General features: G+C 34.1%; 20 protein-coding genes and 1 pseudogene. All 21 read right to left on the bottom strand.

Annotated elements, in window-relative coordinates; all coding sequences use genetic code 11:
- Nucleotides 1-106: 106 nt before the first annotated feature.
- The gene (locus BUF11_RS16335) at nt 107-649 is read right to left on the bottom strand and encodes a GNAT family N-acetyltransferase (protein ID WP_084558709.1); all 543 of its coding nucleotides are present in this window, start codon (nt 647-649) and stop codon (nt 107-109) included.
- 136 nt (nt 650-785) lie between these two features.
- Nucleotides 786-1,244: a GNAT family N-acetyltransferase gene (locus tag BUF11_RS16340; protein WP_073589916.1), complete on the bottom strand. Its 459-nt coding sequence runs from the start codon at nt 1,242-1,244 to the stop codon at nt 786-788.
- Nucleotides 1,245-1,499: 255 nt separating this feature from the next.
- Nucleotides 1,500-2,216 carry an SAM-dependent methyltransferase gene (locus tag BUF11_RS16345; RefSeq protein WP_073589917.1) on the bottom strand — a complete coding sequence of 239 codons (717 nt, stop codon included), beginning with the start codon at nt 2,214-2,216 and terminating at the stop codon, nt 1,500-1,502.
- A 351-nt stretch (nt 2,217-2,567) separates the two neighbouring features.
- Nucleotides 2,568-3,032 (bottom strand): NUDIX domain-containing protein, encoded by a 465-nt coding sequence (locus tag BUF11_RS16350; protein ID WP_073589918.1) that lies wholly within the window; start codon nt 3,030-3,032, stop codon nt 2,568-2,570.
- 162 nt (nt 3,033-3,194) lie between these two features.
- Nucleotides 3,195-3,635 (bottom strand): NlpC/P60 family protein, encoded by a 441-nt coding sequence (locus BUF11_RS16355; RefSeq protein ID WP_073589919.1) that lies wholly within the window; start codon nt 3,633-3,635, stop codon nt 3,195-3,197.
- 281 nt (nt 3,636-3,916) lie between these two features.
- On the bottom strand, nt 3,917-4,300 hold the full coding sequence (gene rsgA / locus BUF11_RS16365; RefSeq protein WP_242952393.1) for a GTPase RsgA: 384 nt from the start codon (nt 4,298-4,300) through the stop codon (nt 3,917-3,919).
- A gap of 518 nt (nt 4,301-4,818) precedes the next feature.
- Complete coding sequence (locus BUF11_RS16370; protein ID WP_073589922.1) at nt 4,819-5,616, bottom strand: DUF5104 domain-containing protein; 798 nt, start codon at nt 5,614-5,616, stop codon at nt 4,819-4,821.
- 260 nt (nt 5,617-5,876) lie between these two features.
- The gene (locus BUF11_RS16375; RefSeq protein ID WP_073589923.1) at nt 5,877-6,707 is read right to left on the bottom strand and encodes a TrmH family RNA methyltransferase; all 831 of its coding nucleotides are present in this window, start codon (nt 6,705-6,707) and stop codon (nt 5,877-5,879) included.
- A 489-nt stretch (nt 6,708-7,196) separates the two neighbouring features.
- Nucleotides 7,197-7,808, bottom strand: a complete 612-nt coding sequence (locus BUF11_RS16380; RefSeq protein ID WP_073589924.1) for a CPBP family intramembrane glutamic endopeptidase — start codon at nt 7,806-7,808, stop codon at nt 7,197-7,199.
- A gap of 309 nt (nt 7,809-8,117) precedes the next feature.
- Nucleotides 8,118-8,282, bottom strand: a pseudogene (locus BUF11_RS24770) (IS3 family transposase); the annotation flags it as partial.
- Nucleotides 8,283-8,373: 91 nt separating this feature from the next.
- The gene (locus BUF11_RS16390) at nt 8,374-9,039 is read right to left on the bottom strand and encodes a hypothetical protein (RefSeq protein WP_073589925.1); all 666 of its coding nucleotides are present in this window, start codon (nt 9,037-9,039) and stop codon (nt 8,374-8,376) included.
- Between the two features lie 340 nt (nt 9,040-9,379).
- Nucleotides 9,380-9,886 (bottom strand): GNAT family N-acetyltransferase, encoded by a 507-nt coding sequence (locus BUF11_RS16395; protein WP_073589926.1) that lies wholly within the window; start codon nt 9,884-9,886, stop codon nt 9,380-9,382.
- A gap of 51 nt (nt 9,887-9,937) precedes the next feature.
- Complete coding sequence (locus tag BUF11_RS16400; protein WP_073589927.1) at nt 9,938-10,489, bottom strand: GNAT family N-acetyltransferase; 552 nt, start codon at nt 10,487-10,489, stop codon at nt 9,938-9,940.
- A gap of 168 nt (nt 10,490-10,657) precedes the next feature.
- Entirely contained in the window at nt 10,658-10,996 is a 339-nt protein-coding gene (locus BUF11_RS16405; protein WP_073589928.1) for a serine hydrolase, read from the bottom strand.
- A 129-nt stretch (nt 10,997-11,125) separates the two neighbouring features.
- A complete protein-coding gene (locus BUF11_RS16410; protein ID WP_242952391.1) occupies nt 11,126-11,695 on the bottom strand; it encodes a GNAT family N-acetyltransferase in 570 nt (189 codons plus the stop codon).
- 458 nt (nt 11,696-12,153) lie between these two features.
- Entirely contained in the window at nt 12,154-12,756 is a 603-nt protein-coding gene (locus BUF11_RS16415; RefSeq protein WP_073589930.1) for a DUF6273 domain-containing protein, read from the bottom strand.
- 17 nt (nt 12,757-12,773) lie between these two features.
- Nucleotides 12,774-13,757, bottom strand: a complete 984-nt coding sequence (locus tag BUF11_RS16420; protein ID WP_073589931.1) for a MerR family transcriptional regulator — start codon at nt 13,755-13,757, stop codon at nt 12,774-12,776.
- Nucleotides 13,758-13,975: 218 nt separating this feature from the next.
- On the bottom strand, nt 13,976-14,956 hold the full coding sequence (locus tag BUF11_RS16425) for a hypothetical protein (protein ID WP_073589932.1): 981 nt from the start codon (nt 14,954-14,956) through the stop codon (nt 13,976-13,978).
- Nucleotides 14,953-15,168 (bottom strand): IS3 family transposase, encoded by a 216-nt coding sequence (locus BUF11_RS16430; RefSeq protein WP_073589933.1) that lies wholly within the window; start codon nt 15,166-15,168, stop codon nt 14,953-14,955. The genes BUF11_RS16425 and BUF11_RS16430 overlap by 4 nt, the downstream gene beginning before the upstream one ends.
- Nucleotides 15,169-15,321: 153 nt before the next feature.
- Nucleotides 15,322-15,648 carry a helix-turn-helix domain-containing protein gene (locus tag BUF11_RS16435; protein ID WP_073589934.1) on the bottom strand — a complete coding sequence of 109 codons (327 nt, stop codon included), beginning with the start codon at nt 15,646-15,648 and terminating at the stop codon, nt 15,322-15,324.
- 78 nt (nt 15,649-15,726) lie between these two features.
- A partial coding sequence (locus BUF11_RS16440) for an IS3 family transposase (protein WP_139243435.1) occupies nt 15,727-15,976 on the bottom strand: 250 nt, incomplete at its 5' end.

Here is a 15,976-nt window from a genome sequence, read left to right on the forward strand (position 1 = left end):
AACTGGTATTATTTAGAAGAATACCACTATTGTCGAATTAAGTCAATATTATACAATTTAAAAAGAAAACGTTTTTTGTAAGCATCAATGATAATTGACACCATACCTAATCGCACATAAAGAAATCATATATCATAGGTGTATACCTGATTCCTTCATAATCAACCGCTTCTCCAATGTCTTCAAAACCAATCGCATGATAAAACGGAACAGCATATGGGGAAGCATTAAGCTTAATGAATCTTTGATTATGCTCTTTCAATTCCTTTATTACCGTATCAAATAGCAAAGTACCTATTCCTTTTCTATGAAATTCTCCTTTTACAAACACGCATGAGATCGTATTATGATTGCTTATAGAAAGACATCCAACAAGGATTCCCTCACTATATGCTCCATACATTCTCTCACTCCCATCAGAAAATTTATCAATAAACCTCTGGTTATGTATAAAGCTGTCTTTAAATATTCTGATTCCTTTTTCTGAATAATCCGGTGCAACAAACTTATCAAAGCATTCTTCGATCAGCTTCATTGCAAATGAAATATCAGAATAATCTACCATTTTTATTTCTGCACTCACATTCCCAGCTCCATATAAATTACTATTTATTTTACTCCTGTAATTCTCTGAAATCTCTATTACCATATTATAATATTTTATTTTTATCCATCAATACAATGTTGATAAAAATCACCAGAACCCCTGAATTCTCAAGGTTTCTGGTGAAATTAAAAGAGCCGGAAATAGGATATGAAGCAAAATCCGAATCAAAAATGCGGATTTACTTAATTGCCATTATATAAATTTGACAAGGATTCCATTCATCCCATAATGTAGGGAAACATTCAAGTTCTTTAAAACCTAATTTTTTATAAAACTGAATTGTCCTGTCGTATTCGTCATAGTGACCTTCTTCTACGGTTTTTACCTGTATAAACGAATAGCCATGCTCTTTTGCATAAGAATAAAACGCATCAAATAATTTCTTTCCAATACCATTTTTATGTACTGCCTTTCGTACACCCATAACATAAATTTCAGCAGTATATGAACTTGTTTCTTTTAAAGTAATAAACCCTTTTGCTGTATCATTTTCTATCTCTGCCCAAAAAGGCAGTTCTTTACTGCATCTAATGTATTCGGCTGTACTATCCGGTAACCCAAACCAATCAGGTAAATCAGATAATATAGTACTTGAAATCAATTCTTTTTGTTTCTCATCTTCGATATAAACTATCATTAAACTTCCTCCTTAAATTTATAGAGGTTATTTTAAAGTGTATCCTCCATTCACTCTTCTTACATCAGTCATTTTACTTCTCCTTTCCCCGTTATTTATTATAACGCCAAAGCGATATAACACTTAAAAATCGCCTGCAAACATATATATTTTTTTACTTGGCAAACTAAACATAAAATATCCCCCCGAAAAAACACCAATGGAAAGGGACTTTCCAGTGCATCCAACTCTTATACTCACTTTGATTTAAAGGTTTTACTGCTGTCTATTCCCAATAATAGAAATTAAGTTCATATATCTTCCGTTGTCGATTTCAAGCATAAGTTTATCAGCCATTGCATAGCTATTTTCCGTTTTGAACCAATCTTGCCATGCTTCTTTAAAACAATCCATTTCCCGTATGCTCTTAATTTCAATTTTATCAGATTTTGAAAATATTTTTCTCCACCATTCACAAGAGTTCCATGTTGTAACTGCTTCCTTGCTCCAATACGGTTTCATTTCATCTGGAATACTATTATGCATTTCGTATTTCATTCCCGGAACAGCTATAGCAATTAGAGCATTTTTCTTTAAAATTTTAGATAGGTTTGAGTCGAAATAAGTATCATTGCTTCCAAAATAGTGATATGCATCAACACTGATAACAGCATCGAAATATTCGTCTGCAAAAGGTAATTGTGTCGCGTCAGCATGAATTGGAATAATCTGATTTTCTAAATTCATCTTTGAAAAGCGTTTATAATTTTCACTTGCTGAAATCCATAAATCTACTGCAAATACCTGTAGCCCGTATTCTTTTGCGAGAAAGATGGATGTCAGACCATTACCGCATCCTAAATCTAATACTCTCATATTGCTTGTTAATTGAACATTCTCTAATAAGTTCTCCAGAACTATCATTGAATTTGGTCCCATCATATTAGCTTTTACAAATTCATTATCGTACTTTTTACTTTTTAAATTCTTCATTTTCTTTTCCTTTCTTAAATAAATTTTTCAATGTTTACCTTACAGAAAAGAAAAGAGATATAGCGAAAATACTATACCTGTAATACATTCTATCAGCTATATGTCAGTTTCGTATTTTCTGTAAGGCATAATTAAGTACACAAAGCGGGTAATCTCGCTATTGTCCTAAATAAATTAATAAATGCACATTACAGAATCACTACCAAACAGACACCGCCTTTCAAATTATATATTATGTACCTATTATATCCATATGCTGTATTTTGTCAATTGTTAAGCAAATATCCCAATTGCTTTATCTAATAGATACATTCATCAACTTCACTTCCGCAATAACTTCCATGTAATTTGCTAATCCAAACATTCAGGATCACCTATTTCCTCGTTACCCAAATATACTTTATACTTGTCGCCATAATAGAAATTCATAATTTGCCTGCGCAGTTTTGAAGGATATAAGGGTTGGGTAATTAAAGTTTGTATATCAAGCCAATCATAACCTGCTTGATTTGTATCTCCATGAAGCACAGCATCTTCAATTTCACCAATATAGTCACATAGAAAGATTAAATCAACACGATGAAAAGTTTCTCCATGAACTTCTTCAACAACAAAAGCCAGCTCTTTTGGTTCTACCATAAATCCCATTTCTTCAGCAACTTCTCTACGAACGGCATCTGTCAACAATTCTTCAGCATTCTGGCCTCCTCCGGGCATAATATAAAAAATATCTCCATTATCATTTATCTTAATTGCCAACATTTTTCCGTCTCTAATAATAAGCGCTTTGGCAGAGTTTCTAATTTGTTTATTCATAACATATTTGACTCCTTTGATTGGCAGCTTTGCTGCTAAATTGGGATTTACTCAATCTCACCCTCATTAAATCCTTTTATTGAACTTCCAAGAAAGTTTCCTGCAAAATGCCAATGACGATGCCTGCGGCCATGAATGCCAAATTAGGAAGTATGATGGGTGTCAATAGTTTTTCTTTTGATAACCCACCAAAATTCGTTCAAGTGGTACCCATCCAATATATTTTGGTTGACTCCAGCCAGGAGCTGCCGGTAATCTTTCCACCTCTAAATAATTATCAATGCGAACAACATTCCATGCATGAATCACTTCACCATTACCGAGAGATAATCCGCAATGTCCCCAATCTGCAAGCTTGTCACCAACTACACCCACACAGCCATAGAATACAAATGTACCTTTAGGTGGTAGACCGGTATTTTCATGTGCAGCATATAAGGCAGCTGATTCTTTCGCGGAATCACCACCAAATATCTCAATCCCGTTGCTTTTTTCAAGTGAATCCTCTATGAACCCTAAACACTTCAACTGATATTCTTTCGAGCCGACATGTGCTTTTGCCCATGCTATTGCATTTTCTGCAAGTATTACTTCATTCATCATACATTTCCCTTTCCTTCATTTCATTTTAATATATATCTGAATAGGACAACATTTCATCAAGTGTACCATCATGTTTTATTTCCTGCTAATTTTATCCTTTGACTTTTGTTTGGCTGTATAAACAGCTTTCTTTTGACCCCATTCATTTTCATTTCTCAATTGACAATACAATTTCCAGCGTTCGTTAGAAATAATCATGTTTTCAATTGCTTTTTTTACTGCACAGCCAGCTTCCGTCGTATGTGTACAATTACTATATTTACAATTGCCAAAAAGTTCAGTTATATCTGAAAATGCATCATCAATTGCCTGTGGGTAGTAGTATGACGTCCCTTTGAATCGTTTTCACGTATCTCACTGACTCTCATCAGTTCTTCACCTGCAATTGCATTCAAAAGAGTAGATTTCCCAACACCTGCCAAATGTCCTGAAAAATCTGTTCTTGAAAACTTACTTTTTCTCTCAAAGACTTTTTCAATAATAGAATATCCACTTTGATTAACGCAAATTAATACTTTATCCCCTACAACGGGGAATATGCTATTTTCTTTATAAAAAGATCCTCTTAATTTTGCATGAACTTCTCCCTGTTCACATATTAACGTAAACAATTCTCGTTGAACTTCGCAAACAACAGCATGCATTTCTGTTCCATTTTCTTTCATTTTCAATGATTTCCCTCCAATTTTGGGTACAAAAAAACTTGCCCATTGGCAAGTCTGTTTATACAGTATTTACAAAAGGGTTCTTGTACGCAAGAAGCAAATGCTTTCTGCATACTTCAATATTAAATTATTGATTTCTCACCATATTCATTTTTTTCATAATTTAATCAGCCCCTTCCGCAAGTAAATTGAAGTCTTTTTATACTAACTTAATTATTATAAATCTAATAGCATCCAAAATCAAGTATATATTTCCACTTTTAACCCCTTTTACCCGTGTATACCAATTTTAAACGTGGCCTCTACACTTCCTTGCTTTATGATAAAAATAATCCATGAGTTCTTGCCAGAACTGATGGAAGCATGCCCTAAATTCACTCGTGAATTATCGAGCTACAAGATTCTTCCACTCAGCGCAGCAAAAAACTTGAAAATCAAGGGATTTCATAAGCGCGAGGCGGGCTTCGAACAAATCCCCGCACACAAATTTGTATTATGCATATTTCGCTAATTATCATTTAGTTTGTTTTTTCACCTATGACTTGTTTTGTACCATCATCGCTTATAATAACGATTTGTGATATCCCTTTATAAGTTTCATTTTCAGCATGAAGAAGATATGCGTAAAATTCAATTTTATATACCTTGCCCGCATCGGTTTCAATGTTTTCGTTAAGTACGGTTATGGAGGTTTGAGTCGGTTCATTGTTTTTCACAATCTCATTTTCGCTGACAGAAGTATCATAATCATGATTTCCATCATAAACTATATTCTCCCCCTCAACTTTTCCCATAGTTGCTTTACCTTCAAAAAAATCAAATCCCTTTTGAATTTGTTCATCAATGTCCGCTATTTCCAGGGTTTTAGCGCAGAACATGGATTTAAGTCCATCTATGTCATTTTCGCTAAATGCATTTATGACCTTGTACGACATGTCTGAGCCCTCTCTATAATAACTGGGCCATTTGTAGCCTATTTTATATTCTGTACCATCGCTGCCTGTAACAGTGATTTGCGATATGCCTTCCCTGTTTTTATCGTTCTCGTAAATAATGTATGCGTTAATGTCAATTTCATATACTTCGTCCGTATCCGTTAGAATATCTTTAACAAACCAATACCTTTCAAGCAGCGTTGTTTTTCCATGCTCAATAGATTTTTCCTCAGACCCCAGTAAATCTTTATTAAAGGATACAACTTTACCTTTAAAAAGATCAAAGCCTGCTTGAATTTGTTCATCAATATCCGTCAATCCCTGTAATAATACAACCATAGAACAGCTTAAAATCACGCATATGACCTTTTGTATTTTCATTATAGCAATCTCCTTTTTGAGAGCATCACACAATGGCGGCAGCTGTGTATATTTCAATTGTGGCTACGCCAACCCGGCAGTCTGATTTGTATTATATCAATAATTTCCGGTTCACTTAACTTATGATAACTATAATTTATCTCATTATACCGCACACATGATTTTAAGGTAAGAAAAAATCGCAAATCCTTGATTTATAAGAATTTGCGATGCTTTTTAAAAGAGCGCGGGAAGAGATTCGGGCAAATCCTCGCACACAATCAATTTTTGAATTGAAATCTTTGTCTATATGCTTCGTAAAACATAACGGTTGCAGCACAACCAACATTAAAGGATGATGCATATGATGTTTCAACCATGGGAATTGTTCCTAATATATCGCAATTTTCTTGAAATGCATAGCTTAAACCCTCTGTTTCATTGCCAATCATAAACAGTGTTGGCTTTGTCAAATCTAAGTTGTATAGCGGATGTTCTTTGTGTGCAGTCGTTCCTATAGATTGAAAAGTTGGATAATTCTTTTTCATTGTTTTAATAAAATCAAAGACTTTCTGATTTTCTGGTACACATATAACTTTCATGTTGAAAAACGAACCCATAGAAGAAGTGATAACATCTGGGTCATATAAGTCAACGGAGTGTCCTGTAATTAATAAGGCTTCTACACCCAATGAATCGCATGAACGGATAATGGTTCCTAAATTCCCTTTATTCGAAGGTCTATCAAATAGAGCTATAACCGGATTGTCAGAAAATACCAAACTCCCCAAGTCATCTTCGTTCATCTTAAGAATGGCCAATAATTCTGAAGTGTCTTCTTTTCCGCTGATTTCATTCATTAACACTTGGGATAATTCATAATTTGTGCTTGTCTTGATGGTGCTCAATAAGCCATTGGCCCAATTTGATAGAGGCATTTCCGGGCAATATAAAAAAGCTTTAATCTCCCATTTGTTTTTTATGGCTTCATTAATATTTCTAACGCCTTCAACTAAGAATTCTTGATACTTATATCTTTTATTGCGATTGCTTTTCAAAACTTCAAACTTTTGATATATCGCGTTTTTGGAATTGACTTTTTCTATCTTCATTCTCTTCATCCTTCAACAATAAATTTATATAAATTATATCTTTCAACATACAGAAAGTCAATCTGACTTGAAAGAAGCATATTCTTTACACATAAAGCGAATGTATACACCTCTTACTACAGACAAGATAACGTTTACTCGTTACACCTGCGAGTAAACGAAGATATACTGGATAGCGAAGTATATATTCATAAGATGGAGATTGTTGACAAGGAAAGAATAAACGGAAAAAGCATAAAAGCTTCTGGAAGAAGCCGAAAACTCTCATCTGAAAGTGAATACTTTTTTACACAGACCAACAGTGAAAGAATGACGAGCAGAAGTTTTAACTACTGGCTAGAGAAGTATTGTGTTTTAAGAAACAAAAAGGGGGTTCATCCACTTCTGGTTTATGTGCACATAATAGTGCACATATTTTTTGTAGTAATCTCTTGATATATTATCTGGTTTTATGGGGGATTACGTTAACAAGTTTGAAGTTATAAATATTTAAATAATTGAAAACATAGAAATCAATGACGAAACAGTATTTGACAAGCTATGTATTATCCAACTTGGGCATATGGAACCATTTGCCTTTTTCTCGTTTACATATCCCATAAACCATGCAATCGAAGCAGTGAAAACTATTACCAGAACGGCTTTTAAGATACCTATTAAAGAAATAAACATAATTCCATGCATAATGCCAAACAACATACTTTGCAGTATATTTGCAATCGTAAAACCAAATTTATTTTCTAGTCGTTTTAATAAAAATCCTCTAAATAGTAATTCTTCCGGTAATGCCGTATTAAGAAAAGCATATATTAATGCTGCGGGTAATACTTTTATTCCCATACCAGCGAAATCTGAAGTTGCTGTCTCGGTTCCTTTAAGGATATATAAAATAAAAATGGAGATAATCATAAATCCTATTGTTACAAAAAATGTCATTCTCCATACAGTTGTTCTTTTCTCGGATTTTATCTTTTTTATACCTACCCACGAAAAAAAACTTTCTTTCTCTTTCGCAGAAACTAACCACCATATAAATGGAACAATTGTGAATACTATAATTTGTAAGACACTGCTTAGCAGCTTATTAATAAATAATTGCATAGAATCCTCCTAAAACTTCCTGTCCATATATTTCTGCCACCATATTATCATGTTAAATAAATAAAGTAAAATTAATTTTCCATTAATTTGTATACACCAATTTTTAATGTGTACTTTCTACACTTTCACAAAAAAGCGTATGCCTTCTGTCAACTATAAATATAAAGTTGTTTTCTGTAAAAGCCAATATGCACATAACTGCTATACCAATAGTCCATGAATAAAGCAATGTCAAAAAGTAGTGCACATATCAGCGCAATAAAAAAACCCTTGAAAATGATCTGACCCCCAAAGGTTGGACATAAATATTTAAGCTACTTTGGACTTAGTTCTGTGTTGTGCAGGACTAAGTCCTTTTAGTTTACTCTTAATACGATAGTTATTGTAATACTCTATATATTCCTCCAGTTTCTTCTGGAACTGTTTCATAGATTCAAATTCTTCATGATATAAAAGCTCTGATTTTAAAGGGCCTTTTCCAGCATATCTACTATCTGCAGAAATATGGGTTTTTCTGAAATGTTATAACTGATGATTTCACCATTATATAAAATAAATGATTACTTTATTGAAGTCCAAAATGAGCTGATAGGATTTTTACAGTCTCATCCTTGGTGTCTTTATTAGTATCCGTTCTTACTAGTGTAAAAAATCCACTCGCAGCAAATTCATCATAATGCCTTTTACTATTCACTTTAGCCAGACAGGCTTTAAAATTCTCCATTGTTTTTTGGGGATTTTCTGCTTTCATTATCTGCTCTTTTAGAAAAGCCTTGTCAGGGTCATCACGGTCAAAAAACTTCTCAACTGACATTGCCTGTGGTGACAGCATTATTGCCACCTGATGATAATCTGCAATATCATGCAATATATAAAGGGGTATATTAGTATCCACAATTACTCGTTGGTTTTGAGAAATACCAATTAATTCAGCCACTTCAAACTCAGCTGCTTCCAGTGAGCACCCCAGAATCCATTCTTCATATTCTTCAGGTGTCCTATTCAAAAACTCCTGCCAATCTTTCATTGTTTTAAAATAACACAGATTTGGTTGACGTTCCGGCACTATAATTTCATCTGCCACTCGGGAGTGATAATTCTCTCCACATTGAACTAATCCATATTTTTTTGCCAGCAAAGCTACCATTGTTGACTTACCAGCATATGCTGTACCTGTAATAAACATCACATTTTTTAAATAATGTTTAATAATGCTATTATCTATCTTCATGTTATTGTCTCCTTTATTATACAACAAAATCACCTATGCTGATTTGCATAAGTTCTGCTTACTAACGAATTCTATTGTTGTTATATAAAAAATGACACCACATGTTTTGTTCTCCAAATTTAAAATAATATAAAATCTTGTCGAGTATTAATTTTCAGGCCTAATGATAGCATTTATTACTCAATCACTAAATCATTTGTTTCAGTAATTCATATAGAATGTACTTAAATTATACTTTTCGTGATGTAGAAAGTCAATCTTTGCTGGGAAAAAGTGTAACATCATAAAAGGAGAGCCAAAAACTCGAAACTATAGATTGATCAAAGTTGTTACGTTTATTTTATGAATTAAAAAAGAAAACATCTGCCAAAGTACCATCATCATATTCAGTCCGGGGATATGAATTGACTAATTCATAATTACCGTTTGTATAATCACTAATAACCTTATCCCAAAAATAAACAGACGGCAAGTTTTTAGGATGTCGTTTTAATTGCCATTTACCTTTGTGGATATCTAGCACCTTAAAAATAGCTTGTTTACCAACACCTGTGCGGCGATATTTATACATTACAAAAAATTCAGCGATTTGAAAATCCGTATCTCTATCATCAACTTCCGGAAAATCGATAACCATTACAAATCCCGCAAGATTTCCATCCACAATGATAAAATATGCCCATCTGTTTTTTTCTGTCCAATAATAATCAAGATATTGATACCCATACAATCCCAGTTTATTCACATCTCGATTATCATATTGTGAAAACTCATAATCATACTTTTCCAGCAGATTACTAAGAATTTCTCTTTCTTCTAATTTTACAAGTTGTAATTCCACATTCATTGCTTTCCCTCCCTACAAATTCCTGCTTATAATTTTCAAAACATTTTAAAGCTAATAAAAATCCATCTTATACTTTACCGTGCTCTTACTAATGTAATCTATCATTGCAGGGATATCACATTTAAATACATCTGTAGGAATTTTGCCATCCATCTGAAGCTCTGTTTTAAACACTTTTGCTCCTAATTTTCTATAGAATGAATTAGAAGATGAATTGTGATAGTTATATACAATAATCTCTTTTAGTCCTAACTTTTCGTAGTAATCTAAGATTTTCGATATTAACATTAAGGAAATTCCTCTCCCCCTCATTTCGGGGTAAACCCATAATCCATTTAATTCAATCCCAGAATTTGAATCTTCTATTTCCGCATAGCTAACAAAAGCCACTCCGAGCATTTTGTCATTTTCAAATGCACCAAGTAAAGCTCTTACATCATTATTTTCAATTCCTGCATGCATCCAATTAGTCCAATATGAATACTCCTTCTCTATATTTAACTTTTCTTCTGACATCCCTGCCAATTCCTCTGGCAAACAAAGTGCTTTAAGCTGAATCGCCTCCAGCATATCTTTATCCCACAATTCTCTTATTGTAATCAAAATCTTAACCCCCATAAAGATTCTGTATGCAAGAAACATACAAAGTCATTATACAAATCTTTTAGTGTTATTTTACATTATATTTATTTTGATATCTACTATTGTTTACTATCTCTATAAACTGTTTGAACTATATAATTACAGAGTGCCTGTAGTAATAATTGGGCATTATTTAAAAATTGCCTCTGTTACTTCATAAACTATTTCAGCTCCTATATCTGCATTATTCATTGCAACTGCACCATTTCCTTTATCAGGAGAGAATACCATATTTGAATGATAACCATTATTACAGCCATCGTGCCCAAAGCATCTATGTCCATCTCTTTCTGATACAAAAAATCCCAATCCTGTTGGAGCCGCTTGGTTAACTTTAGTTATCATAAGTTGCGCTGAACGTTTACTCATAAATCTACTATTCCCGTTAATTGCTTTCATAATCTCAATTCCAAATATAGAAAGGTCAGTCGGTGTTGTCCACAATCCAGCAGCAGAAAGTTCTGGCATTACATTACAGCCACCAGGTATTTGAAGATTGTAAACATCATAACCATATGCAATTCTTGATATCCACTTAATTAAGCTCCATTTTTATCTTTACATATTATTATAATGCTATATAACCATAACAAAGTCTTATGTTTTTTGTAAGTATTCTTCTTTTGTAAGTGAATAAAAAGGTTCACCATTATAGAAATCAAATTCCTTTGGAAGCCCTTCTACCATATATCTAAATTTCAAACCAAGATTTTCAAGAACCTTCTTTGAAGCAATATTCTCTGGTTTACAAAGCCCTACGATTTCATTTACCCCTATGACATTGAACCCGTAGTCAAGCAATGCCGCCGATGCTTCTTTAGCGTAACCTTTCCCCCAGTATTCCCTTCCTATTAAGTAAAAAATCTCCTTCTGATTGTGTTCGAACTCAACTCCTCCTATGCCACACCAGCCTATGTGGGTGCCACTTTCCTTCATGGTTATATTGAAGGAATATTTAAAATCTCCATCAAAGCCTATTTTATAACAATCAATTAACCAATTAAATAAGCCTTTATAATCTTCAAATGACATAACATCCATATCCAAATATTTGAATAGTTCTTTGTTTTGCATTAATTTAAAGCACTCTTCTAAATCTTCTTCCCTATATGGTCTAATCACTAATCTCTCCGTTTCAATTCTCATTTGTCTTAATATATTCATCATTATTCCCCCTCGTATAAATAACTATATTTCTGCCTTTATTCGATGTTATCTAAAGCAAATTCTATTAAAATGATATCATTCTGTATAGTAGTACAGCAACCTTAAACTTTTTTCCGAATTATAAATGCACCAATTCGAATCCTGTTAGTTCGCTTTAGTAAACAATTGCCAAATACGCATGCCGAGGTTAAATTCCGCTCCGTTCAAAAGAAAAAGGATGCTACCCACATTATTTTCGAGCAATAAAAAATCGCAAACCCTTGATTTGTAAGGATTTGCGATACCTTTTATAAGAAGCGCGAGACGGGATCCGAACTTTGTCACTGTCCGCAAACCATATAAATAAGGAGAAATGCACACTGTCTGTTAAGTGTCTACAGCCTGTCTACAACTAAACCAACTTCAATATATGGATAGCCGACCACCGTGGGTGGTGTTGTGCTTATTATCCGATTCTATTACAGCTTCAACCACAAAGCAGGACGGACACCGCCTGTACATTTGCCATCGCTGATGTTGCCTTTCAATATATTGTTGCCTTGAATACCTATATTACCGTCAGTGCCGAAGATATACACGGCTTTTACATTAACGCGGCCGGGGGATCGAAGCCACCACCACCAATCCCATTCTTTACCCTGAAGTCTTGCTAATCGCTTACTGTTGTTTTCATCTTTTCTTTCAAACCAATATCTTTGATTTTTTCCTCGGTTTTGCAGTTTTGAACGGCTGTCACCGAAATATTTGCACACTTCCTCAAGGCTTAACAAGAATATGCTGTCCCTCGTATCTGCTCCGCCTTTTGAACCATACCACTGATTGTCAAGATTTTTATTTATTACCGGAATTATTCTTGATTTATCAGCTGCGGTGAATTTGTCATAAAATTCATCGTTAAGATATTTTCTTAACGAGCAGTCAGCCCATGTTATATCCTTATAAGCGTCATGGTAAGCGCGTTGCTCTATAATATTTTCGGTTATAATCAAAGCCGTATTGTTTTGTATGTCAAGCACTCTCCATTCATATTTGTCAAATGCTATTTTATCTCCTATTTGCATAAGTGCCTCCCTGTATATTACCTGAAATCATCTTTTAACTTGATTGGAAAATATCTTTGCATTTGTTTATAGCCAAGTCCCTTTTCTATGTCTTTATAGGCAATATCTCTTCCATCTTCATATAAATAAGGCATATTGAACATAACATTGCTGCCTTTGTCAAGCTCAAAATTTGTGCTTTCAATCCATCGGCAAACTTTATCTTCCACTTTCTGTATGCTCTCGTCGTCTTCGTCAATGCTTACCGCCATAGCGTATAAGCCTCCCGGAAAATCGATTAATTTCAAAGGGCTTACATCAACGTCGGTAACACCGTCTTTAACGGCGCATATCCATTCGGCTTTGTCATTTTTAGACAGCAAAAAATCAAAACAATCGAAAATCACACTCTTATACAAATGACAATGCTGCCACAATTGGTACATATATCCGCCTTCTTTGAACATTTCTCCCCACGGTTGGTCGCCGCACGTTACCGCTTTGAATCCCGGTATCCTGACGACCATTATATCAGGAATCTTTTTATCTAACTTTTCCGTTATTTCAATCAAGCGGGTTATATTGGAGGGCTTGCCGATATAGTCAACGCTTATCAACTGTGTTTCTAGTTCTTTCGCTTTGTCATACAGCAGTTTTATATCGGAATTGTCAGCAAAATCTACTTGTTCTATTTCACGTATGAAGTCCAGAACAATATCTTTCAACTCATGCAGGAGAGCAACTTCATCGTCTATGTTCTGCACTTTCTTTTCCAGCACTTCTAAAACTATGTCGGAACTGGACGTGCTGAAAATACGCTGAATGTCTTTTATGCTAATATTCAGCTTGCGTAAAATGAGTATTTGCTCAAGCCGCCTGACAGCGCTTTCGTCGTACATCCTGTATGCGTAGTCATCGCTTCGGGTACTGTTTATCAGCCCCATGTCCTCATAATAGCGCAGTGTGCGGGCTGTTATGCTATACTTGCTTGATACATCTTTGATTTTGATTAGGTTGTTCATTGGTTTCGACCTCTTTTCTGGTTTTTTGTGATGAGTCTAGTATAAAGGCTTCCCTAAAGAAAGAGTCAAGGGGTAATGCTGCTTTTCTGCAGAGATTATAAAAATCCTCGCCTAGCTGCCGCTTCGGCTGCCAACACAGCTAACGAAATCTAACTGCATATAGTATAGAATAAACGTCCCGGAATTCATAATTCAAACTTCTCTCCTATGTAGTGTATTTATTTAAAAAATTCCCATTGTTTTATTTGATTCTCATTATACCAACTAATCACCTGATTATAAAAAAGTTTATAATCAAGTGAATCTTTACCGCTAGTTGTGGTATAACATTTACTTAAATCAACATTTGTTGATTTTTGCTCTTGTATATTTAATTCCCCTTCAAATTCTGCTAAAGGCGAAAGTGAATTTAATTCCTCTACAGCTAGTCTTTGATTATTATACCATTCCGAGCCAAAATCGGAATTTTTATCATTAAGATACCAATTAATTATTGATTGTTTATCCTGTGAAGCAACATTCACACTTTTACCATCTTTTAATATACTCACATTAACTGATGAAGCGTCTGGTCCATCAGAGTTTGTATTTGTGAAACCTATCTGAAAAAGATTTGCTCCTGTGATATCAAACAAATCTGAACAGTTATAACTATTAATATCTATTTCCGACCCCGTCGAGTTATGAAAACCAAAAGGATAATATCGAGTATACCATACTTTTTCTTCTTTTACGTTTGACGTCGTGCCAACAAAAACAGAAACATTCATTTTATCATTATTAATTGGCATAACTTTTCCCTCCATAAATGTTATGCCATTTTGATAAACTTGACCGCCTTCTGCAATAAAAATGTCAAATAATTCAGGCACTCCATCAAAATTTAAATCTATCAGCAACAGATAAGGAGCATATTGAGCTTCATTATTCACAATATAATCATAATAAGCTTTTATCCAACTTTCATCTATTTTAGATGTTGAGGTTCCTTCACCTTGAGTTGGTGTAGGTAAGGGGGTTGTTGTGGCAGCAGGTGTAGGGCTTAGCTTGGGCCCAGGTGTCGGCGTCAACGTAGGAGTAGTTGTATTGTTATTTGGTGGAATGTTGTTTTCCTCTGTTTTTTTACATCCTGATGTGGATAAAACTATTAGAATTATGAAGCCAATTACAATAATTGATTTATGTTTAATATTTATCATATAAAATCCTCCTCAAGAACGATATTTACGTAATCTATGGTGCATTTTAGTTTTTCCAGTTTCATAAGATTTTGTACAGTCTTATGATTCAAAGGATAACCACGATTGCAGAGTTCCAAAGTAATCTTCCGATATCCATATCTGCCCTTATTTTCATGGAAGACCTGATGGATTATCTCCTTCACCGAGGCATATTTATAGGGTTGTTTCATTCTTTTCCGCTGATAATAAGTACTGCGGGGTATTCCTGCAAACGAAAGAAGTTGCTCAAGTTTATATTTCGGACGTAGATCATCTATTGTTTTGATGATGATTTCTTCTGATGTTTTTCCTGCATCATACGCTCTCTGATTTCTATCTTTTTTTTAGAAATCATCCAGACCTTTCTCAATATAGATACTTTTCCACTTACATACAGTTGTAAAGCCTGGTATGTTGAAATGAGCTGCAGCATTACGCGCAGAGGAGCCAGTATCTTGCATATATTTTAATACAGATAATTTAAATTCTCCAGTATAAGTTCCATTCTTTGTTGTAAGACCATCTGGCCCGTGACAGCGGTAAGCAGCAACCCATTTCCTAACATCACCTCTATCTACATAGAATTTTTCAGCAGTATCTGTAAATGATCCCTTTCCAGCAAGATAATATTCAACTACTTCTTTCTTTAATTCAACAGTATACATAGACATAAAAAATGTACCTCCAAAGTTAGATTAATCTTTGATATGTACCCAGTTTTCTGGACACATCATTATTCAACTGGATGATTAGGCACTCTTGATGGATGTCTTCCTGTATATTACAGGAGGCATCCATTTTGTTTTTGATTGAATTCTCCTGTTATTATAATAATCTATATATTCATCTATTGCTTTCTTAAATTCATCGAAGGATCCAAAATCCTTTTCATGACCATAAAACATTTCGGTCTTTAGTCTTCCGAAAAAAGTCTCCATAATGCAATTATCGTAACAGTTTCCTTTACGAGACATAGATTGAATTATTCCATATTTCTTT

The organism is Anaerocolumna xylanovorans DSM 12503 (assembly GCF_900143645.1).
GTDB lineage: Bacteria > Bacillota > Clostridia > Lachnospirales > Lachnospiraceae > Anaerocolumna > Anaerocolumna xylanovorans.

Excerpts from the sequence above, each read along its gene's own strand:
- BUF11_RS16335 (WP_084558709.1), bottom strand. The coding sequence starts at position 649 with ATGGTAATAGAGATTTCAGAGAATTACAGGAGTAAAATAAATAGTAAT.
- BUF11_RS16340 (WP_073589916.1), bottom strand. The coding sequence starts at position 1,244 with ATGATAGTTTATATCGAAGATGAGAAACAAAAAGAATTGATTTCAAGT.
- BUF11_RS16345 (WP_073589917.1), bottom strand. The coding sequence starts at position 2,216 with ATGAAGAATTTAAAAAGTAAAAAGTACGATAATGAATTTGTAAAAGCT.
- BUF11_RS16350 (WP_073589918.1), bottom strand. The coding sequence starts at position 3,032 with ATGAATAAACAAATTAGAAACTCTGCCAAAGCGCTTATTATTAGAGAC.
- BUF11_RS16355 (WP_073589919.1), bottom strand. The coding sequence starts at position 3,635 with ATGATGAATGAAGTAATACTTGCAGAAAATGCAATAGCATGGGCAAAA.
- rsgA (WP_242952393.1), bottom strand. The coding sequence starts at position 4,300 with ATGAAAGAAAATGGAACAGAAATGCATGCTGTTGTTTGCGAAGTTCAA.
- BUF11_RS16370 (WP_073589922.1), bottom strand. The coding sequence starts at position 5,616 with ATGAAAATACAAAAGGTCATATGCGTGATTTTAAGCTGTTCTATGGTT.
- BUF11_RS16375 (WP_073589923.1), bottom strand. The coding sequence starts at position 6,707 with ATGAAGATAGAAAAAGTCAATTCCAAAAACGCGATATATCAAAAGTTT.
- BUF11_RS16380 (WP_073589924.1), bottom strand. The coding sequence starts at position 7,808 with ATGCAATTATTTATTAATAAGCTGCTAAGCAGTGTCTTACAAATTATA.
- BUF11_RS16390 (WP_073589925.1), bottom strand. The coding sequence starts at position 9,039 with ATGAAGATAGATAATAGCATTATTAAACATTATTTAAAAAATGTGATG.
- BUF11_RS16395 (WP_073589926.1), bottom strand. The coding sequence starts at position 9,886 with ATGAATGTGGAATTACAACTTGTAAAATTAGAAGAAAGAGAAATTCTT.
- BUF11_RS16405 (WP_073589928.1), bottom strand. The coding sequence starts at position 10,996 with ATGCCAGAACTTTCTGCTGCTGGATTGTGGACAACACCGACTGACCTT.
- BUF11_RS16410 (WP_242952391.1), bottom strand. The coding sequence starts at position 11,695 with ATGATGAATATATTAAGACAAATGAGAATTGAAACGGAGAGATTAGTG.
- BUF11_RS16415 (WP_073589930.1), bottom strand. The coding sequence starts at position 12,756 with ATGCAAATAGGAGATAAAATAGCATTTGACAAATATGAATGGAGAGTG.
- BUF11_RS16420 (WP_073589931.1), bottom strand. The coding sequence starts at position 13,757 with ATGAACAACCTAATCAAAATCAAAGATGTATCAAGCAAGTATAGCATA.
- BUF11_RS16425 (WP_073589932.1), bottom strand. The coding sequence starts at position 14,956 with ATGATAAATATTAAACATAAATCAATTATTGTAATTGGCTTCATAATT.
- BUF11_RS16430 (WP_073589933.1), bottom strand. The coding sequence starts at position 15,168 with ATGAAACAACCCTATAAATATGCCTCGGTGAAGGAGATAATCCATCAG.
- BUF11_RS16435 (WP_073589934.1), bottom strand. The coding sequence starts at position 15,648 with ATGTCTATGTATACTGTTGAATTAAAGAAAGAAGTAGTTGAATATTAT.